The following is a 24,817-nucleotide window of genomic DNA, read 5'->3' as shown; positions in this document are numbered from 1 at the left end:
TGTTATTTAATGAAATAAAATTGAAGCTAAACGCTTGATAAAAAAGAGTTAAATATGAATAAGAAAATCAAATTGGATATAGTGTCAGATGTGATTTGTCCTTGGTGTATTATCGGTTATAAGCGTTTAAATACCGCGATAAAAGAGCTTGGGATAGAAGATCGCATTGAGATTGAGTGGCAACCTTTTCAGTTAAATCCAGATATGCCGCTTGAAGGTGAAGACCTACGTGCCCACCTTAAAAGGAAGTACGGTACTACATTAGAAGATAGCATTCGTTTCAGAAAAGAGATGACAGAGCTTGGAGAAGACGTTGGGTTTAAATTCGACTACTTTGACGGGCTAAAAGCTGTAAATACCCTTGATGCTCATATTCTTCTGGAGCATGCAAAAAGTGTAGGCAAGCAAACCGAGCTTAAAAACCGGTTATTTGCTTCGTTTTATAGCGAGCAAAAAGATATATCCAGCAAGAGTACCCTCGAGCAAGAGTTGCAAAGTCTTGGTATTAATGTTGACGAAGCAATGCAATGCCTAGATGACGATAATATGCGAAGTCATGTCCAGTCGCTGGAACAGAAATGGAAACAAGCGGGTATATCAGGTGTTCCAACAGTTGTATTCAATCGCGAGAGCGCTATTTCTGGAGCCCAATCAGTGGATACGTATAAGCAAGTATTAACTGAATTAGCTAAAATGTAATTCCTGCATCCCTCTAAAACGGACTTTTGCAATATTTTGGCGGTCTAAAAAAGGCAACGGTCTATATGAAACATAGAGAGCTTGAAGTCTACCTTCATCATCATATACCAGTATCAAAGTCTCTCGGTATCGGTGTGAATACTTGTAGCAGCAAAAATATCGAGATTACTGCACCATTGAGAATGAATACAAACCACATGAATACGGTGTTTGGCGGCAGCTTGTCTGTTGTTGGTATTTTGGCAGGTTGGTCTTTAGTTTATGCCCAGCTGGAGGGTAAAAAACATCAAATTGTTATTCAAAAAAATAGCATTCGATACTTGAAACCCGCCAGCAAAGATGTAACAGCAGTATGTAAATATGACAACCTTACGGCGTGGTCTCGGTTTCATCGTGCGTTTCAACGCAAGGGAAAAGGTCGTGTTCAAATAGCCTGCAATCTATTTTGTGCGGATGAGTTGGTTGCTACTTTTGAGGGAGTATACGTCGTTTTTAATAAAGAGTTATAAGGTCAAAATGCAATGAAGGCTACAAAGTACTTGAATAAATTGAGCTTAGACATGGTTGACTTGGTTTGTTATCAAAAAGAAGTATAAGATAAAAAACTTAGCACAAGGTAAAGCTTCGTGATCTTGCCCTGTACTCTTCGGCTACCGTTCACCGCTCGTTTTGTAGATAAAGAGGGTGAAACTAATTATAGATCTTTGATAATTTCGGATACTTTTTCTAATCAATATTAGTCGACGTAGACAGAGTACTCTAAATGATTTCTGTCCAAAAATCTGTTTCAGCAGGAGTAGTGCTTACCCCTAAAAGTTTCAATCTTTAATGTTAAAGTTGCGAACTTTATTGTCTGAGTTTCGATCTTAGTTGTCCACCGACATTTAGGTGAAGGCGCTCAGGGCTGGTGGCTCATACCTGGAGTGGATGTCGAGCGTTGATTCGATGGCAGGCTGTGAGTCTTAAACTCTCTCTGTTGGCCAAGACTCACTTTATTTCTTCCACCAGCATGAATCACGGCTACGTAATAGAGTTTATTTTCGCACGAAACGGGGAGCACTTGAGAGATTAGATAGCCATTCAGAGCTCCTGAATCTTACCTCGATAACACTCGATATCATCCATATCTTCGATACAAATGGCCGCAAATCTGTCCAGATTCAGGTGGGTATAAAGTTCAGTGTCCTTTGTGATTGGGTGCATGACGAAGACCTTTGCCCCAAGAGGTACGATCAATTCACTGTTGTAGATAGTATGATATACCCCTTTTTTTGTTTCTATCGTATATATTTTTCGTTCGAAGGAATCTAACGCTGGTGAAAATTTTTGAGCGTACAATCGTTCGTCTGTGTTCGATTTACTGCTTTGATTAATCAAGGTGTCAACTTGTTCAATGTATTTGTCACTGATATCAGACAGTCCTTTACCCATCCACTTGATACCTCCTAAGAAAGAACAAAAGACGATGATGGCTAGTAGAGCTGGAAGGTATAGGTTTACAGCGAGTTTTTTGTTAACAAATTGGTTCTTCATAGAGTAAATCCTAATAGACTTTTTTCGATGTTCAAAAAGCAACAATGCAACGAGAAGAGAATTTTTTACAAGTACAAAGCTATATCTTATCGTTGCCAATCTTTTATACATTACCGGACAATTACTATTAGCAATTAGTGACCCAAATTAGGAATATTAATTACCGAATGCAGTCACTTTGATGTGTATAAAAGATCTACATTCAGAAAGGGGGGCTCACCGTCTAAGACGGACATTGGCTCAATACGTATTTGCTGGTGGACGCCCCCATCCGTCATCACGACAACGAAATAGAATGCTCTTTGATGCAATACGAAGCCGTGGTCAGGCTTTCATTCTCCATTTCAAAATACCAATCACAATAGTTCTCCTGCTGATCTTGGCTCGCTTCGTCGAGCATTACTTTTAGCTCATCGCAGTTCATCGACGGACGTTCAAGCTGCTCTTCAACAAAGAGGTCCGGGCAAGAATGGATGATGCGCTGTTTCACGTAATCGAATATGTAACCCAAAGCGTCGGCGTAATTGTTGGAGATGTACGGTTCCAGATCGTTGCTCGATACGCCATCAGACTTGCTTCCGTGATGGTAGTTCGATGAATACACGGTAATGGTTTGGCTCATGCTCTTCTCCCTGTTTTTGAATGACGGTTTATGTACCTGAACTTTTATTCTATGGCTGCACACTATTTTTCCCCCCTTTCGATCAATGTGTGTAGGGCATATATCACTCCAAACCCCAAATGGGGGGCGAGGGAAGTAAGGGGGTGGATACTGGAGATATCTAACGAACAGAGTGAGATATTTAATGCAAACATTTAAAGCGGAACTGCATTCGGCATTCACATCAAAGACCGTTGAATTTAAAACGGACAAAACAGGTCTAGCTCTAGTGAGGCTTGCTAAAAAAGAGCTCAATTGTACTGGCTATAAGCTTCAACTTGTTGTTCATTCCGGTGACTTCAAGCAATGGGTGGCACCTGATTTCAGTATGACGTTAACCCCCATTCATTGATTTGGTGGTCAAGGTCGCGTCGCGTTAATACAGAGCGCATCCAGAATATAAGGGCTTTACGATGAGCAAGAAAGAGTGGGCTATCTTCAAGACGTGCCGGAAGCGTGATCAAGGTATTCGCGGTTCAGGTAAACCTGAGTTTGTGAATGTCATTGAAAGAGATTTGGGTATCCATGTCAGTCGTGATGCGGCGGTGCGTGCCTTGGTTGTCAACTACTACCCGGAACTCAACGACTCGGATATCGAGCACATTAAGAGGGTATCAAAAGAATTTCTAAGAGGGACAATGGGGCATTACAAGATCATGACCTGTTAGATTGATGTCATTGATTGTCACTGAGGTGATACTGTCTGTGTGAGATGGCACTGCGCTCTCTAAACTCGGCATGCTAACAACGCTCACTCCCCCCAACTCCCCCTGTAAATGCCTCTGAAACCCTAAATTGCTGGCCATCGTCTCGTTCTGGGGGGAAGGCATATTTCATTACGCATAATGAACCTGTCCTCAACCAATAACAGGTTCATATCATGTCAATTAATACAGCAACGAATACAGAAGAAAACACAGCAACGATTTATGAAGTCCTTGATAAAGCCAATCAGTTCACAGGCTTCGGCGTAAGACTGAACGGTCATGCGGCAGATGTGTTCGGTATTGATACCGATGAAAGCTTTGGCCATTCAGAAGAGGCTCATGACTTTGCAGAGCAATGCAAATATGAAGCGGGAGCAACCATTGTTTGGGCCTGCAACAAACCGTGGTGGGCATAGTATGAGTATTCAAGCGAGTCCAGAAATGGCGAAAATGATCTGCGTTAATCCTGACCACATGGAGGGGGTCACGGTGACTGACCTTCCTAATGACAAATTGGCCGTCATAGAGCAAGTAACAATTCCGTCGTTTTGCTATGACAACAGCGCTCTGGCTTTGAATTTACTGAATGCAGACTGTGTGGTTTACGGGGTTGCGATGGTGAATTGTGGCGGCACTTGGCTACCGATAGAACACTGCTGGCTCAAACTGGCTGATGGCGACTATGTAGACCCTACCTATCAAGTATTGGCTAAACTTAACGAGCGAAAGTATGAAGTTATCTATTACAAACTCTTTGAAATAACATCAGATTTGATGAGTGAAATGAAACAGGCTTATGGTGAACTGAGTCGCTTTGTTGGCGTAGAGATGATGTGGTTCCGACGCTCGACGGCGTATCGACAATATTTTCTAGGTTGATTGTTGGTGACAGGGCTTTTTAGAGTGAATTATTATGCAACTATATTCATTCATTTGATTGTCATTCAGAGGATTTGGGGGTATAACCCCGTGTATTTTTTAACCAATTCGGTGTGTAAGAAATCCAATTGCATAAACTGTGCATATTTTGACCTGCTATTTCCGCTTGATTACGTTCCCTCACTGTCTTTCCATGACAACACCGTTTCTTTGCATTGCTTCAAGTGAAGTTGTCATACCTTTCCTCTATCATCTGAATAGTATTCGCGCTCGTGTTCCCAATGTGGCTTAGGTTTAAGCGTTCTGTGTTTGGTTTGTGGTACTGAGAGCGGCTGTTGGGTCATACGGGAATGGATGTGCTGGTCTTTCAAAGTACCTATGAAATTCGTCCATGATAACGATGGGCTTTCCCGCACGTTTGTTCTTAAAGAAGGCACCTCGGGGGAGTTGGTCATTTGGGTGGAGTTTGTGCTGCCACTCTTTAAACGCTGCCGTTTTTAATCGATACGCTTTGTCTTGTTCGGCTTTTGCAATGATATGTTTTAGTTGTGCCGCAGTTGGGCTTGTTTGTGTATGTAACATGGCAAGTTCCTTATCGCTAGTTCGTTAGTGAGTCGTCCAGCAATGACAATGGCCAAGCATACGACTCGATTTGTTGGACGGCGACTTCAATGTTGTTATGCAGCTCTTCTAAACCCATCGATTTCGCACAGCGCTCTTTGGTGACAAGGAAATCTTCTAGTTTGGCCGCTGCTAAGGATTGTTCGAGGTTATCTCTGGTAACCTGTTTGCCATGATTTAAGCAATTCTCTCGATACTCGGCCACCAGCACGATATCAGCTGGGTGAGAGGTGATCCAATTTTCAATGACTGACATTTCAAGGTGGGTTTTACTCGCCATGAGTTGACCTAATTGACCGAATGATACGAGGATTATCGTTACAGAGAACGCGAGCACTGATTTTAGGGTAAAGCTCGTAATTTTCTTTAGCATTGTGATGTCTCCAATTTCTGACGATATCCATTTATAACAAGAAGGGCTCGGTGAAATTTCAATTAGCCGCAGAGATTCCTGCCTTTATTTGCAGTAAAGTTCGGTGACTTGTGCATCCTCGATGTCCTCCCAGGATCTTGAAACGGGTTTGGGCTCGGATAGGATATCGTAGGTGCCATCGTAACGTTGCTTGGCGGCGTAACCGATGTAGGGCTCACCGATACGTGGTTTGCTATGTGATTCACTGTATGGATTGACTGGCTTGTAAGGTCGGCTGTTGAATGGCATACCCAAAATATCTCCGTCTTGATCGATGAGTCCGAGAAATTGATTGTTATCGTAGTGGACAGATACCACTGAAACGGCCATTAAGCTTGTCGAGATTTTGATTTCGCATTGAAGCTGTGTTGCCATGTGAACTCCGTATGTCCGTGATGGTGTTACATTGTTTTGGCTTTCGGTGACTAGCGACCAACTAGGCCGCTAGTTCATGGGTACTGGAGACGACGGTATTAAGCGGCTATTGGTAAAGCGTAGTTCATCGGTATGTGCTTGATATTGGCCGAAACCAATGCTTTTGCCACGGGAGGACAAACAGAATTACCACAGCGTGCGACCTGTTTGGCTTTGCTGATTTTCTTTCCATTTTGGTCAAATTGAAATTGATAGTCTTTTGGAAAGCCTTGAGCCAAGAAGAGTTCATGGGGCTCTAGCATTCTCATACCGATATCGATCACTCGATAGATAGCACCGTGCATCTTAACCATCACTTCGCCCCGCACGACAACGAGCCCAAAGCGCTCTTTGGTGGTTAACGTGTGAACTGGCGTAGTGATGTCAGTGCCGAAATTAGAACCAAAATACTTAATGAGAAAGCTGTTGACGATCCCTAAGTGATTGCCACCAGCGCTCACTGTATGAGCCGGTTCACTCACTGTATGCCCAAGATTGGTGCCTCTCATCTTAATAACGTGACTGGTAGTAACTGTGTCCACGTCTTGACCAAACAGGCGTTCATATTCAGCGCGTGTCCCTCCCCATCTTTCAGTAGATTGAATCCATTCTTCATAGGTGGGAATAATCGATTTTTCGACGTTCGCTGTCACTAATGCGTTGTGGTCGACGCCTGTGATCGTCGCTAACGGATCATTGATATCGGCACCAGAACATCCTGAAAAAAGTTTGGCCATGAACGCTAACAACTCTTGGTTGTTGTCCTTGACCGATGGCGAGTCATTATTTTGCTCATTGGGGAATGCTTGCTCTAAATCTGCTGACACAACAGCAAAATGCCCCCCTTTCACCTGAGCGCAAATGGTTCTTAACGGCTCATCGATTGGCATATTGCGTTGACTGCTCGCATTGGCGTGTTCGGTAATGAATGGTCGTTGGTTTTTGTGCTCGACGATATAAGGCGCATCAGAATCAAAAACGAATTTTTGTAACCCCTTGGCGATACGAGCCATGGTTTTCTCTACCAATGGCTTTTTACGATTGAATATGGATTTTACAGGGATAGTCCAATCAATCACGTCGGCAGCAACCTTTTGTGGGGCTAATTGATTATTGATTGCTGGATCACCGTGACTGACTTCTGGCCATTCAATCGGTTGTCCGTCATTTCTCATGACCATAAACAAACGCTTTCTAATCGTTGGTACGCCGTAGTCACTTGCCACTAGTTCACGGAAATCAACATCGTACTGGAGCCCTTTGAACAGTTTGAGCTTCTGCTTAATGTCGTATTGAATCCCACAAGCAAGTACGCATTCTTTCCACGACGGGTCACGAGGGGATAACCCTACCGTCAGCGCTTTGGTGAAATCTCTGAATGTCTCTCCCTTACGATCAGGATCTGGTCGCCAGCCGCCGTGCTCATCTTGTAATAAGGGACCCCAAGTGCTGAATTCTTTAACGTTCTCAAGAAAATTAACGCGAATTGGGACCCGTAGCGCCCACTTGATGACAACCCAAGCTAACCCACGTATTGCTTGCTTGACGGGCGTACCTCCTTTCGCAATCGAGAAATGGGTGCAATCGGGTGACCACCAAGCCAATCCGATAGAATCACCTCCACTGCGAAGTAAGGCTTCTTCAGGGTCAACATCCCAGATGTTTTCACAGTAATGCTGCGCGTTGGGATGGTTCATTTTGTGCATGTTGATCGCGTCCAAATTGTGATTAATCGCGATGTCGACTGAGCACTCTAACGCTTGTTCGATACCGGTACTGGCACCTCCGCCTCCCGCAAATGAATCAAGTACCACTTCTCCCTTTAATAACCCAAAGGCTTTACCCATACTTTTTGTTATCTGGTTGTTGTTCATTAGGGTTCCCATGGTTGACCTCCTAGTTGGACATTATTATTCGGCTGATATTGAGCACAGTCAGCTGCTGAATGAATAATTTAGCTCGCCATAGTGAGCTATCCCCCCATTTCTTTGTTCGCTGGGGATTGGATAATGGCTTGTGCGATTTTAGGGGGGAGGTGAGGGTCATAGTTCAGTATCTGCACTACTCAGTGTGGTGTACTCATTCTTAAAGCCGTACTGTCAACTGGCTATGGCCGTAGGCGGTTTTGCGGGAGGCAAGAGGTAGGGGTCACATTGCAAATCCTGAACGCAGCCCTGAGTTCTAATCGATCGTGAAAAAGCGATATTTATAGTGGGAACGCATGTGCGGGTAGTGCGACCCCACTATAAATAAATCAATCGCTGTGCTCACAACGCCGTATGTCAAAATACTTCAACACTGCCACTCTTTACTAGACGATGAACGTCAGTTCGGTTTCAGTGATTTTCACTTTAAGATTCTTCCAAGAGTTGTCAGCTAAGGTCTTCTCAATCGTGCCTAAAGGGAGGTGTTCGCCAAAATCGTCGCCACCTGCGATGTCCCTTGAATTATCCCACCACTCATCATCATCCAACTTAGGATCACACCCGTTGGCATATTGAATGTTGTTCTCAAAGTCATTGTTTTTTTGACTGCCAACGGTTTGACCAATGTACAAGCCTTGGTCTTTGGCAAGGAAAAACTGGGTTTTATTGTGCTTCTTACAGAATTGGACAAGTTCTTCCACTTGCTGACGAGTAAAGATTGCGATTCCCATAATGAGTCCCTTTTTTTGTGGATGTCCTATCAAACTACGCGAGCAAATTGGGGGGAGCAAATCAGCACCAGGCGGAAACGGGGGGAGAAATGAACCGAGCAGAAATTATGTGGGGAAACAGTTGGCACCATAAATAGCCTTATTCATTCGTATTGCCATTAAATCAACTTCGTTAATTATCTCTCCCCCGTTTCATTCACTATCCATTGTCATGATTGCCCTGCCAGCCAGTTCGGGGGGAGTGGCATTCAGCTCTCCCTATGATGGGCCATACCTTATGTACCCACATCACTTGGAGATTGACGATGATTAACTCTATCCAAACCGATATCCAAAAGTTCGCTGAAACAAGCAGCATGGAACTCTATCTCTCACTGGCATTATCGACTAGCCATCTTACGAAAGATGACTCCGAACGCTTGAGCGTTTTGGTTCAACAACACAGTAACACCCACACACACGTTCTAGAGCGAGAGTATGGCTACTTTATTAAGCTGCAAGCCGCTGACCCCGATGACTCAATGAGCAGTGAAGGTCTAACCCTCAATACGATGGATGGTATGAGTGACACATTTAATCAAATCATGGCTTGGGCAACGTCCAACCACATCGGCTTAATTGAATTCGACCGAGACGCCAATCAAATCCCTTTGTTTGAGACTTTCGATTGGTAACTGCGGGTACGTTTAACCGCTTGTTCACTGCCAATTCGTTTCATTCCACATCCAGTATCACAACCAACACTAAGGTGATGACCATGACAGACACAATTCAAATGCAAGATATCGACGCGACTCCACAGACCCAAGATCTATTAACGCTCGGTGAGCTTAAGGAATTCATCGACCAGTCATTGGCGAACGGGAGTACAGAGGAATCCATTGTTTACAACACTGGCATTCAAGGTGTTTCAGTGAGGCTCAATGACGCTGGTGGTCTGTGTCTCGACGAATACGGGTATGAGCCCGAATAAAGCCGAGGTGATTTATGAGCATTATTTTGTTTAGCAGCATTAGTCATGGGGTCTTGCGTACCTCATTGTCCAAACAGAGCTACCGAAGTCGTGCAATTTACATGAGCATCGATGGCAAGCCACCTCGGTTTGTCATCAATCACAACGTGTCGTTGGACAACGGTCGTGTCATCCCTATCGATAACCTTGAAGCTGTGAAGCGAATGACTCAACAGTTAGTCGAGACACAAGGGAGGTTCTTCGCGATACATGGCCAGTTCGATGATCCGTTTGCACTGTTAGCGTATATGGATAAGTACCAACTTAGTTTCTCTGAAGATTCCAGACACCTCAAGGTGTCGGTGTCGAGTGAAGGGTTTACCGACATTCGTGGCAACTTAGAGCAGCAGTCTTGTGCATTCAGTTTTCGTTTTTATTGCGATGATGCGCTTGGAGAGTGGCTAGACATGGCGCTGTGCGTTGACCCAAATACGATGAAATATTGGGAGAGAACCGCATGAGTAAGGATCTGAAGAACCAATTGAATAATGTCATTGAAAGTATGCGGTATCAATTTGGGACCCATTCATTTCTCGATATGTTCATCGACTATTGGTGTTTCTTACATACCGAGATGTACCCACCGAGCGAGACGGTTATTGAACAGTTGTCCGTCCCTGATATCCAGAAGGATTGTCAGCTGATGACGCACTTGATATGCAAGTTGGCCATAGAAGAAGGCGAGACGGATGTTCTTGGGGACTTGTTATCCAAATACTCCAGCTTGGCGCACACCAACGATTTTTTCCCAACACCAATCGCGCTGGCAAAGCTCTTAGCTGGCTTGAATCGCGCAGGTATGAATGAAGATAGTGGGGCAATATCGTTATATGAACCTTGTGTGGGTTCTGGGGCTGTCACCCTGTCGTTCATCGAAAATGAATACTTTGATCACCTCGATAAATCGAGCCCTTTGGACCACTTAACGGTGTGTGTCGAAGAGATATCTGAACTGTTATGCAAGGCATTTTTAATTCAATTGCTTTTGAAGTTACAGCATCTTGAGTATGTAGGGGGAAAACCTGCGCTTCCGGCCAGCGTCGTCATTCAGCAGATCGATGTCATTTCAAGAAAACAAAGAAAGGTCTGTTTTAATATGGAATCACCGGAGGGTTAGAAAGAAACCATGTATATGACATGAAATCGGGTAGGGACAGGCAAAGAAAAAGCCCAAATATCGGTGAGATGTTTGGGCTTTTACGCGTTCAGTTAATGCAGCGTGACCAATTGGTTAGATTCCGTTGGCGCGTATTTCATTAACCAATTTTTATAAATGAAGTAAGAAGAAACGGTCGACACATATTCGTCGTTCTTTGACGCCCATTCTTGATACGTTAAGTTTAAAGAAGCGGTTTTCTTTGCCGCACAATACTCTGCTTTCAAAAAGGATTTCAACGACTCAAAACTGAAATCGAGGATCTGATAATGTTCCAAAAACATAATGATGTTTTCATCAAATGTTTCAAATGGATTCGATGTGGTGTTTAACTCGTGCGTATGATGTAGTTGCATAATATTAACTTAGTATTCTTATCTTTAGTTAAACCAAACTTTCGAATGGCTATAAATGTTTAGGAAATGCGTAGACGTACACTCCTTTACTTTTGATATATCTACTGTTTGCAACGTTTGACGTAGTTAGTTTTTTCTTTTCTTAAAACCTTCGGTAAAACAAGGCTTTAAAACAACCACATTCGCTATAAAAATGTGAGTGCTCTTATTATTATTTTTGTTATCAAATTATAGCATTTTTTAGTTTTTGGACTTGTTGCTACTGTCGTACAGTGTCCGTCCATGTAAAACAGTATGCAGATGAGTGTGGTACAATATGTCAATTAACGGAAAGAATTTTAAGACTTAGTATAAAATTTTGAATAAAGGTAACAATATACTAAACCATTAAAGTTTCCGTTAACTCGAAACAAAACCATTCTATCAATTATTAACGCCTTGCTAAGTGGCAAATGATAATGCACTCAATTGCATTAATATCTGTTTACCAAGATCCCCTGAATTCTTCAACAAAATTTGGTATGTTTTGGATTGATTCTCATAATGGAGACTTTATTACATTTTCATTTGGAATCTTCATTCAAGTAAATTGTGCAACGGTGAAATCTAATGAGTCATGTTTCATGGCTTTTTGACTTGAACGGGTTTCTATTTTACCCCCCGTTTACCCACTGAACCCTTTTGAACTATCGGACGATTCAACTATCGGGGGGATACGAAGAAACGGACTTACATAATACTCCCATCCCCACAATGAGAGAGATGATTATGGAACGTTTAAATGTTATGGATTCAGTTGTAGCATCATTAAAAGACGGTGAGGCAACGTTCATTATGACGGCAAGCCCAAAGGGTGAAGAGTATGTGTACTCCGTTGGCGTGTCGGTCAGTACAGATAACGCATTCGAGATCGCCATTACCGGCTTAAGTCCAGAACAAATGCACTTCTTCGGAAACCATTTTGCTCAACACATCAAAGAACGCGTGATTGAGTTAGATGAACCTATCACTTATGTTGAAGAGGTATTCAATGTGCCGGTTGCATTGGTTAAAGTATCTCAAGAGCATATGCATGATGGTACGTTCACCGTTGCTGAAACCACGCTGGACATGACCGACAAGCAAATTCCGATGTTTCAACTGGTTTTACCCGACCCAAATGGCCGCTTTCCGTGGCAAGAGCACGTCGACTCAAAATGGAAAAAGTATCAAAGCATCTTCTTTGATGTGCAACAGATCGAAAACTTATACAACTAGATAGAAGAACATCCATTTCTCCATATTACGACTGTTATTTGACCAAGGATGGACAATTTCAACCCATGAATAGCTATGTATTTCCATGCAGTAAACGGGCGGGATCTTACTTTATTCAGATCCCGACTGTTTGGTCTGAAAAGGCCACTGACAGTGAGTATTTCTCTACCTCTCGTTATCAATCCCCTAAAGCCAGTGCAGAAACATACGTTAAAGCGCAACTCGCGTATATTTATGGCGACATGCGAGCTGCATTAATTCTCGCGTACCCACGATGGGTAAAGAAGCTTAAGTATGGGTGCCAAGTGTCAGTGAGAGAAACACAACGAGTCAGTAGAGGAAAGCCATACCCAGTATTCGACGTATCTTGGACTGAGTTTACATCTGATGAATTTGGAGTAAGGACGTCGAAGCGGAAGAGAACATCACGGTCTTATAATGTCGAGAATAAAGCAGAAGTTGCACACAACGTAACTTTATTTGTGGCCAGTCTTCGCGCAGAGACAACGGCCAGTGTCCTACACCACTCGGCTCTGAACTTTGAATACGACCTGAGTGAGTTAACGCGCTCTTAGATTAACGAAGATAGGGGATGGGTATTTACATGCGCTGACGATGAACAGTCTCATCAGCTCATGGTTATTGCTCATCTCGGTTATCGTCTACGCAAAAGAACCCTGCTCTTAACTGCGAACACGCTTCCAAGAAAGATTCTGTCTCTTGTCGACTGACATTGTAATCCAGTCTATGGAGTGCCTTGAAGTGGATCTCGCTAATCACATCACAATGCTTAAGAACCCAATCGGGTAACTTGTATTTAATCGAACGCTTCATCGTACTAATACCACCACCCTTTGCGCCGAGTTCTTTCATGCGACTTTCTAGGTATTTACCTTCTGCAACAATCGCAAGAATCCGATCATTGAGTGTGTCAATTGGGTACTCAGGCGGTGAGGCATTCGGCTGGTGGTTTGATGATTGGCACTGAGCGCTACATAAAAGCTCATCTTCTGCTTGGCCTTCTAAATAGCGCTGCAGCTCCACTTCAGGAGAAAAATCCACGATTTGCTTATGATGCTCAGTTAAGTCACCGCTAATGATCCCTCTTGACGCATAGAGGTGCGTCAATTTATCCGCTACCTTCTTGCAGCATTCAGCGTCAAATTTATTGGTTTCATGCTCAGAACATGACATTTTGTGGAAAATCGCATTTACTTCGTCGCGAACATCATTACCGTTAGGTGTAGGAAGCAGATGCGTCAAATTGAGTTCATCAGTGCTTGCTTTGTTGTCACGTCCCTGTTTTTTGTTACTCATAAGCCACCTAACTGCAATAAGATTGGAGTGATAATTTTCTAATAGTTTTGAATATAGTAATTAAGGGATCTGCTATTGGCAAATAGGCATCTTTAATAAACGTCTTACCGGATTATATGCACAATCCCGTGTAATGAAAGGGCTTGCAGCTATCTAACGAGTGAATGCTTTTGTTTATAGAGATATCAATGGCTTAAGCAATTGCTCTAGACAAGTTGATGATTTCATTGACTCAAATCATTCGTTGTTTTGAATCCGGTCACATTTATTGGCACAAGATCAATCTTTGTAGCATTTGCCATTGCGAATAAAAGAAACACAACATACATCACACCCTTCGATTACGTGCTTGTTGGTACTCCACGAACTGAAACGCATCCAGTATATGAAGATACTTCAGTTACCCTGCTCAAATATTACTCAACAATAACATTTTATGTTATCGCATAAAGGGGTAGGCTCCTTTGCCATCACTCCACCACCTGCGTGAATATTGTCTTTGAACGACATTGAAAGCACGCTCTTCGCAATCATGTCATCCATTTCACTTGATATTCAGGGAGAGTGACATCACAGAAGCAATCCTGATGTCACTTTCCCTGACAAGTGCCAGCTCTTAACCAGCATGACGTCTATTTCAATTCCAGCTCGGTATCTGCACGCAGCTTGATGGCGGTTTTAACCAGAACTTCTGCCCAAAAGTCCGAGCTCAGAATCTTCATCATGCTGAATTTAGCTTTGGTGTAGTTCTGTATGTCCGTGACTTGGTATTCATCTCTTAGTCCTTCACGGATCTCGAAATGCGTTTTCACTTCGTCTGCAAAGCCTATATCGACAGCTTCAGCCCCGGTCCAGATGTAACCGGTAAAGATGTCCGGGTTATCCGTCATCAATTTCTCGCCTCTACCTTCAATCAAGGCATCTTTAAATTCTTCGAACAGCGGCTGGAGGACATGCGTCTCAATGTGCTTTGTTGCTTCTGGGTTTTCAGGTAAAAATGGGTCCAAAAGCGCTTTGTTTCTACCCGCCGTGTACGTTCGTCTTTGAACTTGAACTTGTTCAATGAGTTTGTCGAACCCCCATGTATCCATTCGTACCCCGACACTGCCAATCAATGAATTTCTATGTGCATACACCTTGTCAGCGGAAGAGCTGATGTATAAACACGCAGAAGCACACATTTCTCCTATCGAAAAATAGACCGGCTTATTTGTCGTTTCTCTCATGGACATTAAGGTGCGATGTAAAATCTCTGCCTGCACGGGACTCCCACCAGGTGAATTGGCTTCGATTAAAATCGCGTGCGCGAGAGGGTCTTTCATTGCTTTCCTGATGCTTTCTGAAAGTATGGTGCCGTCAGCGGTAGGGCTGCCTCTTTCTACCGCTCCCTCCAGTTGTATGAGCGCTATGTGCGGAACCGGCATGTTGAAATAGTGACTTCGGTATATGGTTTGACCGACCGCGAACAACACACCAAAAACAATGAAACCAACCTTAATCCGATTTAGGTTGTGAATAGACCGGTATCGCTGCGTAAACTCTTTGAGGTTTTCTCTCAATGACTTTGGTTCTTGATTCTTCTTTTTAAATATCCGCATGTTATTGATTACCTATGTCTGTTTAAAAGCGTTGGAATTCACGCATGATCGTGGTGGTTAATAGGATGCATAAACCAATGAAAAATAGGGGTAAATATCGCCAGAATCCGCCATCAATGATGGGGACAACAAGGAAGACCCATAGTGAAAAGAGAATGATGAATATCATGCGAAAGGCCATTGCCGCTATTTTCACGTTGTGCTGTGTAAAGGCGTAGATTCGCTTACGATATTCGTAGTAAGAATCACTCATGAACGCGAAGATAAGCACCCCGCCTAAAAGAAGCCATTCCATGAGTACGTTCAGTCGAAGTATGCTGCGATACCACCACATCTTTGTGTTATCCACCAGCCGCTCTGATATGCCTGCAATAAAGACCCCGGACCCATTTGTTTTTTCAGGTTTGATATAAAATCTATCAATGACATTGGAGATGCCCGTATCGACCATCGTCGTCTGGTATTGACCGTTTACACGGTCGAACACTATTTCTGATTGCTCTTCGGTCATTGTCGACTGAACAATGGACACCTCATCGATGACGTCGGCTCTAAATTGCTCCGCTGACATACCAAACCAGCAATACAACAAAGAAAAGAACCAGATCATAAACCCCAGCCTTACCCACGGGTTTAGTATCGAGACACCATCACCGAGTAGGGCTTTGTTACCTTCGTCGATAAAAGATTGGGTATCATGCGCCATGAGCAGCCTCCAATATCTTTTCAGGTTTGAGTAACAGGTCTAACAAATTCACCGAGCGAGGATCTTCGAAGGCGTAGGGTGCGATACCCATTGTATTGAGTTCAGGACGACCGAAGAGTTGAGGGAGCAGTAACAGGCTCAGTTGGCGACAATGTTTCTCGCTCTCTGAGGTTAGTTTTCTGTCAATGACTTCCATGCAACATACGCGGCTGGACGTAGCAAAGTCTGAAAATGAACAGCGAATCGGGTCCCAGATTAGGTCGCAGCCTGCCTTTGTGTCTTCTGATGTGACCATGACTTTGAACAGTTCTGAGGTTCGGTCAAACACTTTCAAAAAGATGTGCTTGAAGGCGACTTCCTTGCCGTGTGTTTCATAATGCTCATCCCATGTATCGGCCATCTCTCGCAATACCACGTCAAGTAAGAGTTCTTCTTCTCCTTCATTGAAAGAAGCTGGCACAACGTCACCGAATAACCTCACTACTCGCATTTGAACCTCACCAAGAGACGGCCAAATAAACGCTTGATAATTCAATCGCTCGCTCAACTCTTTATCGATCGTTCGATTCAGATAAACGCTGGCAGTAATTTTTTTGAATTTGGTCGATACTTTCATAATATTTCCTTAACGTGGCTCTACAGGCAGGCGGAGTAGGGTTTTATTTCCATTTGAGAAGCTGCATATAGCTTGCAAATTGGGTAAGGCCGATACCATGAACGGTGGAAATAAACTGCGCTCTTCTGATGACTCACGTACACCAGAACCTGAATTGAATGAAGAGACGGAATCTTGTGTTGAGGCGCTGTTTGAAATCATCTTTTGATGCTTTCTTAGATCGGCAGCCCCCATCTTTTCTGATACATATTCACGAGTTACTTTGCCTTCACATCGCATGGCGATGGTATTGGCACACAGCTCGGTTATCCTATCGGCGGTCGCTTGCGAGGTTTTTTCTACGATGTCGGGCATGGACTGGGTACTTAAGTACAGTTCGTATTTGGATTGACGACCGACGGCGAGTAAATTCAGGATTGGATCATTAAGCGCGTTATGGGCTTCATCAACCATAAAGCAAACCTCTGGCTCTTCTCCTGTACCAAAGTTATAACGTTCAGCTGACGATGCCGCTGCAGCTGCCGACACAAGCTTCGATAAGGTGCCTGAAATCACTGGGTCTGTTAAACCGTCTGTGGCGCAGTACAGCACTCCACCTGTGTTTGATAACTCGCGTAAATTGACGACGTTCGGTTGGTTGTCCGACAAATTATTTAAATCAGGGGACAACAAAGTATCTAGAGGCGCCGAACAAAGTTGTTCCAGAATTGCATTCAATGAGCCAGTTTTGGTGCTCACTTCAGATGACTTTTTATGGAAGGCGTCAATGATCCCTGAAAGTTGAGAGCAAGGTTTGTCTTTGGCCATGACATCGGAATAATACATGATCATATTTTCAAGCCAGTCTTGCGAGCCCATGGCCTTGATGCGACCGTTCATTTGGGCTTTCCAGTCCACACCTATTTCTTGACTGAAGTACGTTTCACACGTTTTCTCTACCAGACGAACTAGACCTTCACGCAGGTAGTAATGAAGGGTACGAAGTGTGAGTCGTTCACCGATGTATTCCGCTGCCTGAGTAATTTGGTTTACACGTTCCCAACAGAATTGTTTAAATACTTCCCCAGAAGAGCCGCCCGTTGGAATACATTCAACGACACGGGTTGCCAGTTCCGATGTTCGGTTATAGTTGGCTAGGCAATCAACAACGACAGACTCTGATGGCCGTGCGGGGGCAAAATAGTAGAACTGGTCCCCTTTACCCTGACGAACCATCTCTGCTTTCAACCCATTTCGCATTTCCGGCGTATTTTTTGGGTCGATGATGATGAGCAAGCATTTTCGCTTTGACCACAGTTTGTTTAATGCGATTAACTTTAACAACGTTGTTTTGCCAGAGCCCGGAACGCCGTAGATGATTGTGTGTGCGCGGCCTACATCATAATGCACAGTCACAGCTTTCTCGTTGCCCAAGGCCATGAGGAATGGCTCCCCACCTAATGCTTCGTTCAGATCAGGGTTATAGGGGATAAACTTCCTTAAATATAAAGGCACTTTTTGGTCGCGGCGTGCAGAAGGGAGGGCGTTGATTTTATACATATTGATGGCGTGCTCAGGCCCCCAATTAAAGCCGGTCCCTAAGTACATGCGGTCTTTGTATTTTTCTGCCTTCTTTCGAGTGTCTTCCAAAGACTCTATATCCAGTTTGTTTGAACACAATCGAGCTTGCATCTTTAGAATTGGCCATGCTTCAGAAGATCGTTTTGCGGCCATGACAAAGCTGGTGGCCATACCTAGGCCTGTCAGCATCACCGTATCGGGAGCCGGTGTCTCAGTGAATAGGTTGTACAATGCTTGATATCCACCAGCGACACTGAAAAAAGCACCCGAAGCCAGCCATGCGCGAGCTTGTTGTATCTCAAACACTTCACGGAAGTAGTCTTGAATATCGTCATACAGGGGTTTTGTCTTTGACTTAAACATCAGAAGCGACTCCATTAGCAATTAAGTTCAATTCTTTGGCGAGGTTTGAATCTAAAATTAACTTCTCTTGCTCGCTGTTAATGGTGAGCTTTCCTGCAAAGAAATCGAGGTTATCCATACGCTCCGGCCTACCATAGTCATTGAAATTTTTAATTTGATCTAAGAACAGCTTTTCGCCCACACCGAACAGCTCTGCGAAGGCTTTGACGCAACTGCTGTCCAACTTGATGTGCTCTGTCGCGTCAATGCCCAATACTTTCCCTGGCTCTATGTCATCTCCGAAGCGGTCAAAAAAGGCCATTGTATTCATTTCCATGTTGGTCATCTCTACAAGACAAAGAACCCACGTTTTGTGCGCGTAGATCGCATTTCTTGAGCTGTAGCTGACAATGGAATCACCATCGGTCCTACCATTGGATAGCGCCCATGCCATCACATAACACAAGGTTCTTAGGTCTTTATCAGACACATTTTTTAAAGCGGAAGCTCTTTGCGGTGCTTTCTGTGTTTGGGACTTACGCCCTTTAGCTGCGGTGGCTAGAGGTTTGGACGACGGTGCCTGAACCGGTTTGTCGTCAGCTGCGTTGATGTTCATGCCATCCCATACACTAGGTGCCGCATTGTTTTCTTCCACCGACTGATTTGTTTCATTTTCGAACACGATTGTTGGCCCCCTTGTCTTTGACGGTGAGTTTGCCTTTGTGGTGTTCGTCTTAGTCGCTGCTTTTTTCGTTGCTGGCGTTTTCGTTGCTGGCGTTTTCGTTGCTTGTGGTTTGGGTGCTGGTTTCTGCGCAGGTACGTTGTTTTGAGCAGGTGTCGCTGTTGCTGGCTTCCCATCGTTGCTCGTGTTGGCCGGTGCTGGTGCATTGATCTGCTGCGGGGTCGTTGTCGGTGATTGATTTTCAGCAGCTTGCATGAGTTCTTCAGGTGGTTTTGGTAGCCCCGGCAAATTCAACGAACGAGCCTTATTACGATTCACTTGGGAGCCTTGCTCTGGGTCCAAGTTATAAAGGGTCTGAAATGGGTTATCTTTTGGCTCGGTATAATCCAAGCTGCCTTTGGCGTCGATTGTTAAGCGTTCGCCCATGCTAGAAAATTCGATGTAACAGTCTTTAAGGTTAGGTGGGCGTAATTCACCTTCGAAGACCAAATCTGGATAACTGATACGAACGATATCAACTTGTCGCATCTTCCCTTGCTTCGCTGTAAATGTGAGCCTCACAAAGTCTGACTCTTCGTGCATCGGCTCCACAATACCTAGCTCTTCCATCTCCTGAATCACGATACCAATGTTGGATTCAATTCTGGCTAGGTGACCCGAGTTGCTAGAATTGGCGTTCATGTGGCTGATGATGTCTTGCACGCCATTTCGGTAATCGAGATATACCTCCCCATCAATGACATACATGCGAGCACCGATTTCATTGACTTTGTTCCAACGGTTTTTTCGTAAATCACGGATGGCCGAGATAATGCCGTGACTCTTACCGGCTTTACGCTGTCCGATGAGTTTGTGGAATTGGGTTCTACGATCTCGTTCGGCACTGAGCGCATCGGCACGGCGCAATGGTTTCTCGATATACCCTTCCTTACGGGCATAATTCTGCAGCGCGTCAATGATTGGTCCTGAAAGGTTATCGTTAGATTGATATAACCAGCGCTTTGCTGTGTCACTCAGAACTCTGTCTAATAACAGCACTGACAGCTTCTCATGGTAATGATTAGCACGGCGTGGATTCCAGCTAACGGTGTAGCGGTCAATACCGTATCTTTCACTGAATTCGTAAATGGTTTCAATTTGTGGGTTCCAGGTAGTATCCAGCTCTTTCCCCGAAACCCTCATGTCAGAAATGACTTTCCCTGCATCATGCAACAAACCTGTTAACCATGCGGCAAAGCGCCATCGCGGTTCTCGTAGCATCTCCTCATCTTGGAATCCGATAGCCAAAGGCCGAGAGCCCTTCGACATTCTTAAGGTCATTAAGGCAACATCTAATGAATGACGAAGTAGGCCGCCAACTTCATTGTGATGATGGTACTCACTAGCAGGCAGTAGGTGGAAAAATGAAATCACAGAACGGATCGCGTGCATGTACGTGTTCATAAAGCATGGCGTCAGGTTTTTATCTGTACCTTCGAGCATGCCTACGGCAAGGAAGGTTTCCTTAATAATGCCTCTATAAGCGAATAAAATGTCCCCCTCCGTTAAGACAGGGACACCATCTGGCGTCGGCGGGTATTTGATCATGCTTGCGACTTCTTTCTGCAAGCGTGTGATCTCCTGCTGCTGCTTCAAAATAGTTTCACTGGCGAACTCCTCATGCAGCTCACCAGTTTTCAAGCGCAATTTCTCTTTTACGATAATTGCACTTTGAGTTAATTTTGATCTGACGCCATCAAACATTCGCATTAAGCTGATTCCTGTAGTGACTCATCGGATTTTTGAGTTATTACGGTTTGAATTTCTTCCGCACTCAGTGGGTCTTCGTCTTCGCCTAATATCTCAGCGCCACCAGCATGAATATCCACCGGTTCTGCTTCTTGCTCAGTTTCAGCTTCATTCAATGGAGCCGACACGTTATCTGGCTGCTCATCGGTGACCTCTTCAACCACCTCTACTGGTTTCAACTTTTGATTGATTTGTTGATTAACGCGTTGGTGTGTTGTGCCGCGACCAGTGTCTAGCGAGCGAAGTTGGTTGGTAATACGGAACACGTCGTTAGAGAAGCGCGACATCGTAGAAGCGAGTTTGATTTTCGCGTACTTGTAACGTTCTTCGTCGACATCGCCTACCATCCAAAGTACTTCCATGACCGCCATCGAGTTGTCGAACTTTCGAATGACCTGCAACACACGTTGGAAGACAGGGTGGGTCACATCGATGACGACTTTGTGGTTATCTGGTACTTCGATTTCAGGAAAAGGTACATTGCGATTTTGTTTGCGGTATTTACGCTTCACTGCATCAGCCTGTCTTGCAAACTCACCTTGACCTTCTTCCAAATGTTCAAAGTTGGTTTCAAAGATAGACACTACCGCATCACGGTTTTCATCGTTGTCTTCGGTGGACTCGTACAGCGTCGCAATTCGTTGTGTTGCGCCAACCAATTGACCGCCTTTTTGACCTAAGTAGCGGTACATTGTCTCGCTTCGACACACGATTGAAACGGGGATGTGGCGTCGCATTTGCTTAAATTCAGCCATGGTGATTCTCCTTAGAGATTGATGAGTTCTGGGTAATGGTCAGCGATGACCTTTTCTAGCTCGCCTATTTTTCGGTTGTATTCCCTGCTTAGTGGGAGCCCTCTATCTGCAATGAAAATGCTGAGTAATACGCGTCGTTCCTCTCGAAGCGTTTTATAGCGCTCCCTTAATCCGAGGTAACGTCGTGTGGGTGGACTGATGATTTTCTTAAATGCTAGGAACAGCTTTAATTCCCAATCCCTCATGTATTTTTTACATTGTGATTTGGAAAAAGGGTGGGTCAGCACTTTGTAGGGAATCTTGTTCTCTGACTTGTTCTCGTACTTCGTCGCGAACTTAGGAATTTCATAGTATTTCTCTGAATTCGGAATCTTCTTATCGGGATCAAAGTGATACGCCTTCTTTTTTGTTGTTTTGTTTAAGCGGCTCATGTCACGCATTCGAAGTTCAAAACACATCACCATCTCCCAACCGTCTCTGTCTTTGGTGTAATACTTAGTCCCAATCAGTACATGGCCTGTATTGGCGAACGTGCTTCTACGGTTGTAAGAATTGTCTTTGATAATTACATGGTTCTGTTCGAGCTGAGGTTTTCGGTAATACTTGTCAGCCAAGTCTTCCATTTCGGCTATAAGTTCACCGGCTTCGGCATAGACCGCCTTCAGTTCCATTGCATTACGTTTTAGGTTCTTGGTGATCAAACCCAATTTTAAATCTGCATGGATATCGTCTTTTTTAACCTGAACATCAGCCTCAATGTCCTCAGTAAGAACATCAAGTTCGTCTGTTTGAACGTCAAGGACATCCGCCTGTTCATGCATAAACCCTGTCTCCTTCCCAAATGGGGTATTGGTTGATACTGCATGAAATAAATCGACGTTTTTTCAAATAAGGGACGAATTTTCGCTAATAGATTTCAGAATTGCTTTCCGAATAGGGCAGGTCTGCGGGTGTTTACGTTGGTATGAACAATGGTTCAATCATGAAAGTCGTATCCACGAATTTGAATTTGTTCAGCCTAACACTTTGTCTCGCTATGACAGGGAAGGGGGACTAGACATGACCAGCGTTCGTGGAATTCAGCTGGTGACCAACGATTCGAGCTCGTGCAGTCGCTCAACTCAATTTCTCTGAATGACATTGGAACTAATGACTTTCCACCAGCTCCTCGGCTGGGAACCGGCGGATGACCAGCACCCAAGAATTTCTTCCGGCGCAGATGTCGATTCCCATGTCTTGCACTGACACGGGATGATGTGTCCCGGCACCAGCGCCGGTTTATCACCCGAGAACCTGCTGGTCACGAGTATCACCTGGGCCTCGCTGGTATGAAAATTATCAAACTCAATGTCATTGCCTGACACTGAATGCAATAAACCTGGCACCAGCTCCTCGGCTGGCCAGCGCCCTGGTGTTCGCTCCGGCGTAGATTTCGATTCCCACATCTTTGAATGACATTTCAGTTGCGAGCCAGCCACCAGCGCTCAGTTTTCTGCTGGTCATCAGGACCTCGACGTTATCTACCTCTTGGACAGGCACTGGGAGATGAACATTTCTGGGCCGAATGTACTCTTAGGCTTTTTAATCAGGCAATGACTAGCAATGGTGTCCGTGGCTTAAGAATTGTCAGTATGTATTCAGTAAGCTCAAATAGAAATTAATGGTCGGTAAGTAAACTTCCATCTTAAGCACAACCCCAACATTTTAGCCTGACTGTCGGTATTCTGATCAGGCAAGAGCGTCGGTTTTTCACCCGAGAACCTGCTGGTCACCAGGCGATGCTAGTAGCAAAAACTGAAATTCAATGTCATTGCCTGACACGGGATGATGTGACGCAGCACCAGCGCCGGTCTTCAGTTGACCCTGGCGGATGACCAGTACCCAGGTTCTTGCTCGGCGTAGGTAACGATTCCCATGTCTTGCAGTGACACGGGATGATGTGACGCGGCACCAGCGTCGGTCTTTCACCCGAGAACCTGCTGGTCACAAGTATCTCCGGGGCTCGCTGATAAAAAAAACTGAAACTCAATGTCATTGCTCGACACTGAATGCAGTAAACCCGGCACCAGCTCCTCGGCTGGGACCCGGCGACTGGCCATTACCCCGGAGCTCGCTCCGGCGTGGGTATTAATACCCCATGTCTCGCACTGGCACTGGGAGATGAACACTCATAGGCTTTGGTGAACGAACGGACCTTTTGCTCGGGCAGTGCGGCGCCAATTAGCTTAGGGCCTAAAACAGTCGGGCTATTCAAACTAATCAAAATCAACACGAATGACTTAAAGCTCGACCAAATCTCAAGCCTATTGAATCAACTTGGTACGACGGATTGTTAATACCAAGCTCAATATCTCTGACCGACACGGGATGTTATGACCCGGCACCGGCTCCTCGGCTGGGAACCGGGCGATGGGACTCGGCGGATGACCAGTACCCAGGCGCTCGCTCCGGCGTAAGTATCATTTCCCCATGTCTCGCACTGACACGGGATGTTATGACGCAGCACCAGCGTCGGTTTATCACCCGATTACCTGCTGGAGATGAATGCACGGACCGGGGCTCGCTGGTAACTAATATCCAAGTTCAATATCTCTGACCGACACTGGACGTTATGACCTGCCACCAGCTCCCTGCCTTGGAACCGGCCGATGACTAGTACCCAGGCGCTCGCTCTGGCGTGGGAATTAATCCCGCATGTCTCGCACTGACACGTGATGGCATGACGCGGCACCAGCGCCGGTCTTTTAACCGAGAATCCGCTGGTCATCGTGAGTTGAGAATCCGTCAAAGACAATTGGCTTGAACACCATTTTCTAGATTGTTTAGTAATTAATTCATATTCATTGTCACCCCGAGAAATTGAACCGTCTCGGGCAACGACTCAATCTTGGGTAGTACCGTTCGGCTTGAGATGATTTTTGGATATTTATATTTATTTTTTTGTTTTTAAGAAGGGCTGTACCGCTCAGGATTCCATTTCAATGTCTTGGTTAGACTCTTTACGGTTAGCCAGTGGTCATTGATTCACTCTCGGGCAGGGTCGAATCATATTCATGGGATGTCACGGTCGATGATTGATGCTCGGGCAGT

At 44.7% G+C, this 24,817-nt stretch carries 28 protein-coding genes; 12 read left to right on the top strand and 16 right to left on the bottom strand.

Annotation, left to right across the window (positions count from 1 at the left end; all coding sequences use genetic code 11):
- Positions 1 to 54 precede the first annotated feature (54 nt).
- A complete protein-coding gene (locus AB6E78_RS03605) occupies positions 55 to 699 on the top strand; it encodes a DsbA family oxidoreductase (RefSeq protein WP_055024797.1) in 645 nt (214 codons plus the stop codon).
- Positions 700 to 764: 65 nt separating this feature from the next.
- Entirely contained in the window at positions 765 to 1,208 is a 444-nt protein-coding gene (locus AB6E78_RS03600; protein WP_082419996.1) for a YiiD C-terminal domain-containing protein, read from the top strand.
- 571 nt (positions 1,209 to 1,779) lie between these two features.
- On the opposite strand, the gene AB6E78_RS03595 is transcribed toward AB6E78_RS03600, so the two are convergent.
- Entirely contained in the window at positions 1,780 to 2,232 is a 453-nt protein-coding gene (locus tag AB6E78_RS03595; protein WP_154723876.1) for a hypothetical protein, read from the bottom strand.
- Between the two features lie 277 nt (positions 2,233 to 2,509).
- Entirely contained in the window at positions 2,510 to 2,854 is a 345-nt protein-coding gene (locus tag AB6E78_RS03590) for a hypothetical protein (RefSeq protein WP_102305694.1), read from the bottom strand.
- Positions 2,855 to 3,038: 184 nt separating this feature from the next.
- Between AB6E78_RS03590 and AB6E78_RS03585 the strand changes: the two genes are divergently transcribed.
- The 4 genes from AB6E78_RS03585 (at position 3,039) to AB6E78_RS03570 (ending at position 4,479) form a co-directional block, all read left to right on the top strand.
- Positions 3,039 to 3,245, top strand: a complete 207-nt coding sequence (locus AB6E78_RS03585) for a hypothetical protein (RefSeq protein WP_081230226.1) — start codon at positions 3,039 to 3,041, stop codon at positions 3,243 to 3,245.
- Positions 3,246 to 3,306: 61 nt separating this feature from the next.
- Positions 3,307 to 3,561 (top strand): hypothetical protein, encoded by a 255-nt coding sequence (locus AB6E78_RS03580; protein ID WP_102305693.1) that lies wholly within the window; start codon positions 3,307 to 3,309, stop codon positions 3,559 to 3,561.
- Positions 3,562 to 3,773: 212 nt separating this feature from the next.
- Positions 3,774 to 4,016, top strand: a complete 243-nt coding sequence (locus tag AB6E78_RS03575; protein ID WP_102305692.1) for a hypothetical protein — start codon at positions 3,774 to 3,776, stop codon at positions 4,014 to 4,016.
- A 1-nt stretch (position 4,017) separates the two neighbouring features.
- Positions 4,018 to 4,479 (top strand): hypothetical protein, encoded by a 462-nt coding sequence (locus AB6E78_RS03570; protein WP_154723877.1) that lies wholly within the window; start codon positions 4,018 to 4,020, stop codon positions 4,477 to 4,479.
- Positions 4,480 to 4,773: 294 nt separating this feature from the next.
- Here AB6E78_RS03570 and AB6E78_RS03565 read toward each other — a convergent pair whose 3' ends face one another.
- The 5 genes from AB6E78_RS03565 to AB6E78_RS03545 form a co-directional block, all read right to left on the bottom strand.
- Positions 4,774 to 5,061: a hypothetical protein gene (locus tag AB6E78_RS03565; RefSeq protein ID WP_154723878.1), complete on the bottom strand. Its 288-nt coding sequence runs from the start codon at positions 5,059 to 5,061 to the stop codon at positions 4,774 to 4,776.
- A 16-nt stretch (positions 5,062 to 5,077) separates the two neighbouring features.
- On the bottom strand, positions 5,078 to 5,473 hold the full coding sequence (locus AB6E78_RS03560) for a hypothetical protein (protein WP_154723879.1): 396 nt from the start codon (positions 5,471 to 5,473) through the stop codon (positions 5,078 to 5,080).
- A gap of 84 nt (positions 5,474 to 5,557) precedes the next feature.
- A complete protein-coding gene (locus AB6E78_RS03555; RefSeq protein ID WP_372050541.1) occupies positions 5,558 to 5,887 on the bottom strand; it encodes a hypothetical protein in 330 nt (109 codons plus the stop codon).
- A gap of 98 nt (positions 5,888 to 5,985) precedes the next feature.
- Positions 5,986 to 7,812 carry a DNA cytosine methyltransferase gene (locus AB6E78_RS03550; RefSeq protein WP_372129341.1) on the bottom strand — a complete coding sequence of 609 codons (1,827 nt, stop codon included), beginning with the start codon at positions 7,810 to 7,812 and terminating at the stop codon, positions 5,986 to 5,988.
- Positions 7,813 to 8,237: 425 nt separating this feature from the next.
- Positions 8,238 to 8,582, bottom strand: a complete 345-nt coding sequence (locus AB6E78_RS03545; protein WP_136987140.1) for a DUF3085 domain-containing protein — start codon at positions 8,580 to 8,582, stop codon at positions 8,238 to 8,240.
- Positions 8,583 to 8,887: 305 nt separating this feature from the next.
- Between AB6E78_RS03545 and AB6E78_RS03540 the strand changes: the two genes are divergently transcribed.
- From AB6E78_RS03540 to AB6E78_RS03525, 4 genes are all read left to right on the top strand, one after another.
- Positions 8,888 to 9,256, top strand: coding sequence for a hypothetical protein (locus AB6E78_RS03540; protein WP_136987139.1), 369 nt, complete (start codon positions 8,888 to 8,890; stop codon positions 9,254 to 9,256).
- Between the two features lie 83 nt (positions 9,257 to 9,339).
- Positions 9,340 to 9,555, top strand: a complete 216-nt coding sequence (locus AB6E78_RS03535; protein ID WP_136987138.1) for a hypothetical protein — start codon at positions 9,340 to 9,342, stop codon at positions 9,553 to 9,555.
- A gap of 14 nt (positions 9,556 to 9,569) precedes the next feature.
- The gene (locus tag AB6E78_RS03530; protein ID WP_136987137.1) at positions 9,570 to 10,055 is read left to right on the top strand and encodes a hypothetical protein; all 486 of its coding nucleotides are present in this window, start codon (positions 9,570 to 9,572) and stop codon (positions 10,053 to 10,055) included.
- Positions 10,052 to 10,711, top strand: a complete 660-nt coding sequence (locus tag AB6E78_RS03525; RefSeq protein WP_231903955.1) for a hypothetical protein — start codon at positions 10,052 to 10,054, stop codon at positions 10,709 to 10,711. The genes AB6E78_RS03530 and AB6E78_RS03525 overlap by 4 nt, the downstream gene beginning before the upstream one ends.
- Positions 10,712 to 10,803: 92 nt before the next feature.
- Here the strand turns inward: AB6E78_RS03525 and AB6E78_RS03520 are convergent, their stop codons facing one another.
- Positions 10,804 to 11,106, bottom strand: coding sequence for a hypothetical protein (locus tag AB6E78_RS03520; RefSeq protein WP_102305682.1), 303 nt, complete (start codon positions 11,104 to 11,106; stop codon positions 10,804 to 10,806).
- A gap of 768 nt (positions 11,107 to 11,874) precedes the next feature.
- On the opposite strand from AB6E78_RS03520, the gene AB6E78_RS03515 reads away from it, so the two are divergent.
- A complete protein-coding gene (locus tag AB6E78_RS03515) occupies positions 11,875 to 12,363 on the top strand; it encodes a DUF4262 domain-containing protein (RefSeq protein WP_162299039.1) in 489 nt (162 codons plus the stop codon).
- 65 nt (positions 12,364 to 12,428) lie between these two features.
- Entirely contained in the window at positions 12,429 to 12,938 is a 510-nt protein-coding gene (locus tag AB6E78_RS03510; protein ID WP_136987118.1) for a hypothetical protein, read from the top strand.
- Positions 12,939 to 13,002: 64 nt separating this feature from the next.
- Here the strand turns inward: AB6E78_RS03510 and AB6E78_RS03505 are convergent, their stop codons facing one another.
- The 8 genes from AB6E78_RS03505 to AB6E78_RS03470 all read right to left on the bottom strand — a co-directional run bounded on the left by AB6E78_RS03505 (position 13,003) and on the right by AB6E78_RS03470 (position 22,548).
- Entirely contained in the window at positions 13,003 to 13,680 is a 678-nt protein-coding gene (locus tag AB6E78_RS03505; RefSeq protein WP_154723884.1) for a hypothetical protein, read from the bottom strand.
- Between the two features lie 632 nt (positions 13,681 to 14,312).
- The gene (locus AB6E78_RS03500) at positions 14,313 to 14,906 is read right to left on the bottom strand and encodes a S49 family peptidase (protein WP_372153735.1); all 594 of its coding nucleotides are present in this window, start codon (positions 14,904 to 14,906) and stop codon (positions 14,313 to 14,315) included.
- Positions 14,907 to 15,300: 394 nt separating this feature from the next.
- Positions 15,301 to 15,984: a DUF4400 domain-containing protein gene (locus AB6E78_RS03495; RefSeq protein WP_081230206.1), complete on the bottom strand. Its 684-nt coding sequence runs from the start codon at positions 15,982 to 15,984 to the stop codon at positions 15,301 to 15,303.
- On the bottom strand, positions 15,974 to 16,600 hold the full coding sequence (locus tag AB6E78_RS03490) for a hypothetical protein (RefSeq protein WP_086715022.1): 627 nt from the start codon (positions 16,598 to 16,600) through the stop codon (positions 15,974 to 15,976). Before AB6E78_RS03490 ends, AB6E78_RS03495 begins: the two co-directional genes overlap by 11 nt.
- A gap of 9 nt (positions 16,601 to 16,609) precedes the next feature.
- A complete protein-coding gene (gene traD / locus AB6E78_RS03485) occupies positions 16,610 to 18,523 on the bottom strand; it encodes a conjugative transfer system coupling protein TraD (RefSeq protein WP_162299038.1) in 1,914 nt (637 codons plus the stop codon).
- Entirely contained in the window at positions 18,516 to 20,933 is a 2,418-nt protein-coding gene (mobH, locus tag AB6E78_RS03480; RefSeq protein ID WP_372129340.1) for a MobH family relaxase, read from the bottom strand. The genes traD and mobH overlap by 8 nt, the downstream gene beginning before the upstream one ends.
- Complete coding sequence (locus tag AB6E78_RS03475) at positions 20,933 to 21,727, bottom strand: hypothetical protein (protein ID WP_136987113.1); 795 nt, start codon at positions 21,725 to 21,727, stop codon at positions 20,933 to 20,935. The genes mobH and AB6E78_RS03475 overlap by 1 nt, the downstream gene beginning before the upstream one ends.
- An 11-nt stretch (positions 21,728 to 21,738) precedes the next feature.
- On the bottom strand, positions 21,739 to 22,548 hold the full coding sequence (locus AB6E78_RS03470; RefSeq protein WP_136987112.1) for a hypothetical protein: 810 nt from the start codon (positions 22,546 to 22,548) through the stop codon (positions 21,739 to 21,741).
- Positions 22,549 to 24,817: the final 2,269 nt, after the last annotated feature.

It is taken from the genome of Vibrio sp. 10N.247.310.98, from assembly GCF_041467395.1.
In the GTDB taxonomy this organism is placed as follows: Bacteria; Pseudomonadota; Gammaproteobacteria; order Enterobacterales; family Vibrionaceae; genus Vibrio; species Vibrio crassostreae_C.
The sequence above is the reverse complement of the archived record's forward strand: the minus strand, read 5'-3'. Positions and strand labels throughout refer to the sequence as shown.

Excerpts from the sequence above, each read along its gene's own strand:
- traD (WP_162299038.1), bottom strand. The coding sequence starts at position 18,523 with ATGTTTAAGTCAAAGACAAAACCCCTGTATGACGATATTCAAGACTAC.
- AB6E78_RS03545 (WP_136987140.1), bottom strand. The coding sequence starts at position 8,582 with ATGGGAATCGCAATCTTTACTCGTCAGCAAGTGGAAGAACTTGTCCAA.
- AB6E78_RS03530 (WP_136987137.1), top strand. The coding sequence starts at position 9,570 with ATGAGCATTATTTTGTTTAGCAGCATTAGTCATGGGGTCTTGCGTACC.
- AB6E78_RS03550 (WP_372129341.1), bottom strand. The coding sequence starts at position 7,812 with ATGGGAACCCTAATGAACAACAACCAGATAACAAAAAGTATGGGTAAA.
- AB6E78_RS03525 (WP_231903955.1), top strand. The coding sequence starts at position 10,052 with ATGAGTAAGGATCTGAAGAACCAATTGAATAATGTCATTGAAAGTATG.
- AB6E78_RS03520 (WP_102305682.1), bottom strand. The coding sequence starts at position 11,106 with ATGCAACTACATCATACGCACGAGTTAAACACCACATCGAATCCATTT.
- AB6E78_RS03575 (WP_102305692.1), top strand. The coding sequence starts at position 3,774 with ATGTCAATTAATACAGCAACGAATACAGAAGAAAACACAGCAACGATT.
- AB6E78_RS03515 (WP_162299039.1), top strand. The coding sequence starts at position 11,875 with ATGGAACGTTTAAATGTTATGGATTCAGTTGTAGCATCATTAAAAGAC.
- AB6E78_RS03595 (WP_154723876.1), bottom strand. The coding sequence starts at position 2,232 with ATGAAGAACCAATTTGTTAACAAAAAACTCGCTGTAAACCTATACCTT.
- AB6E78_RS03490 (WP_086715022.1), bottom strand. The coding sequence starts at position 16,600 with ATGAAAGTATCGACCAAATTCAAAAAAATTACTGCCAGCGTTTATCTG.
- AB6E78_RS03475 (WP_136987113.1), bottom strand. The coding sequence starts at position 21,727 with ATGGCTGAATTTAAGCAAATGCGACGCCACATCCCCGTTTCAATCGTG.
- AB6E78_RS03500 (WP_372153735.1), bottom strand. The coding sequence starts at position 14,906 with ATGAGAGAAACGACAAATAAGCCGGTCTATTTTTCGATAGGAGAAATG.
- AB6E78_RS03570 (WP_154723877.1), top strand. The coding sequence starts at position 4,018 with ATGAGTATTCAAGCGAGTCCAGAAATGGCGAAAATGATCTGCGTTAAT.
- mobH (WP_372129340.1), bottom strand. The coding sequence starts at position 20,933 with ATGCGAATGTTTGATGGCGTCAGATCAAAATTAACTCAAAGTGCAATT.
- AB6E78_RS03565 (WP_154723878.1), bottom strand. The coding sequence starts at position 5,061 with ATGTTACATACACAAACAAGCCCAACTGCGGCACAACTAAAACATATC.
- AB6E78_RS03495 (WP_081230206.1), bottom strand. The coding sequence starts at position 15,984 with ATGGCGCATGATACCCAATCTTTTATCGACGAAGGTAACAAAGCCCTA.
- AB6E78_RS03535 (WP_136987138.1), top strand. The coding sequence starts at position 9,340 with ATGACAGACACAATTCAAATGCAAGATATCGACGCGACTCCACAGACC.
- AB6E78_RS03585 (WP_081230226.1), top strand. The coding sequence starts at position 3,039 with ATGCAAACATTTAAAGCGGAACTGCATTCGGCATTCACATCAAAGACC.
- AB6E78_RS03590 (WP_102305694.1), bottom strand. The coding sequence starts at position 2,854 with ATGAGCCAAACCATTACCGTGTATTCATCGAACTACCATCACGGAAGC.
- AB6E78_RS03510 (WP_136987118.1), top strand. The coding sequence starts at position 12,429 with ATGAATAGCTATGTATTTCCATGCAGTAAACGGGCGGGATCTTACTTT.
- AB6E78_RS03600 (WP_082419996.1), top strand. The coding sequence starts at position 765 with ATGAAACATAGAGAGCTTGAAGTCTACCTTCATCATCATATACCAGTA.
- AB6E78_RS03605 (WP_055024797.1), top strand. The coding sequence starts at position 55 with ATGAATAAGAAAATCAAATTGGATATAGTGTCAGATGTGATTTGTCCT.
- AB6E78_RS03470 (WP_136987112.1), bottom strand. The coding sequence starts at position 22,548 with ATGCATGAACAGGCGGATGTCCTTGACGTTCAAACAGACGAACTTGAT.
- AB6E78_RS03580 (WP_102305693.1), top strand. The coding sequence starts at position 3,307 with ATGAGCAAGAAAGAGTGGGCTATCTTCAAGACGTGCCGGAAGCGTGAT.
- AB6E78_RS03555 (WP_372050541.1), bottom strand. The coding sequence starts at position 5,887 with ATGGCAACACAGCTTCAATGCGAAATCAAAATCTCGACAAGCTTAATG.
- AB6E78_RS03505 (WP_154723884.1), bottom strand. The coding sequence starts at position 13,680 with ATGAGTAACAAAAAACAGGGACGTGACAACAAAGCAAGCACTGATGAA.
- AB6E78_RS03560 (WP_154723879.1), bottom strand. The coding sequence starts at position 5,473 with ATGCTAAAGAAAATTACGAGCTTTACCCTAAAATCAGTGCTCGCGTTC.
- AB6E78_RS03540 (WP_136987139.1), top strand. The coding sequence starts at position 8,888 with ATGATTAACTCTATCCAAACCGATATCCAAAAGTTCGCTGAAACAAGC.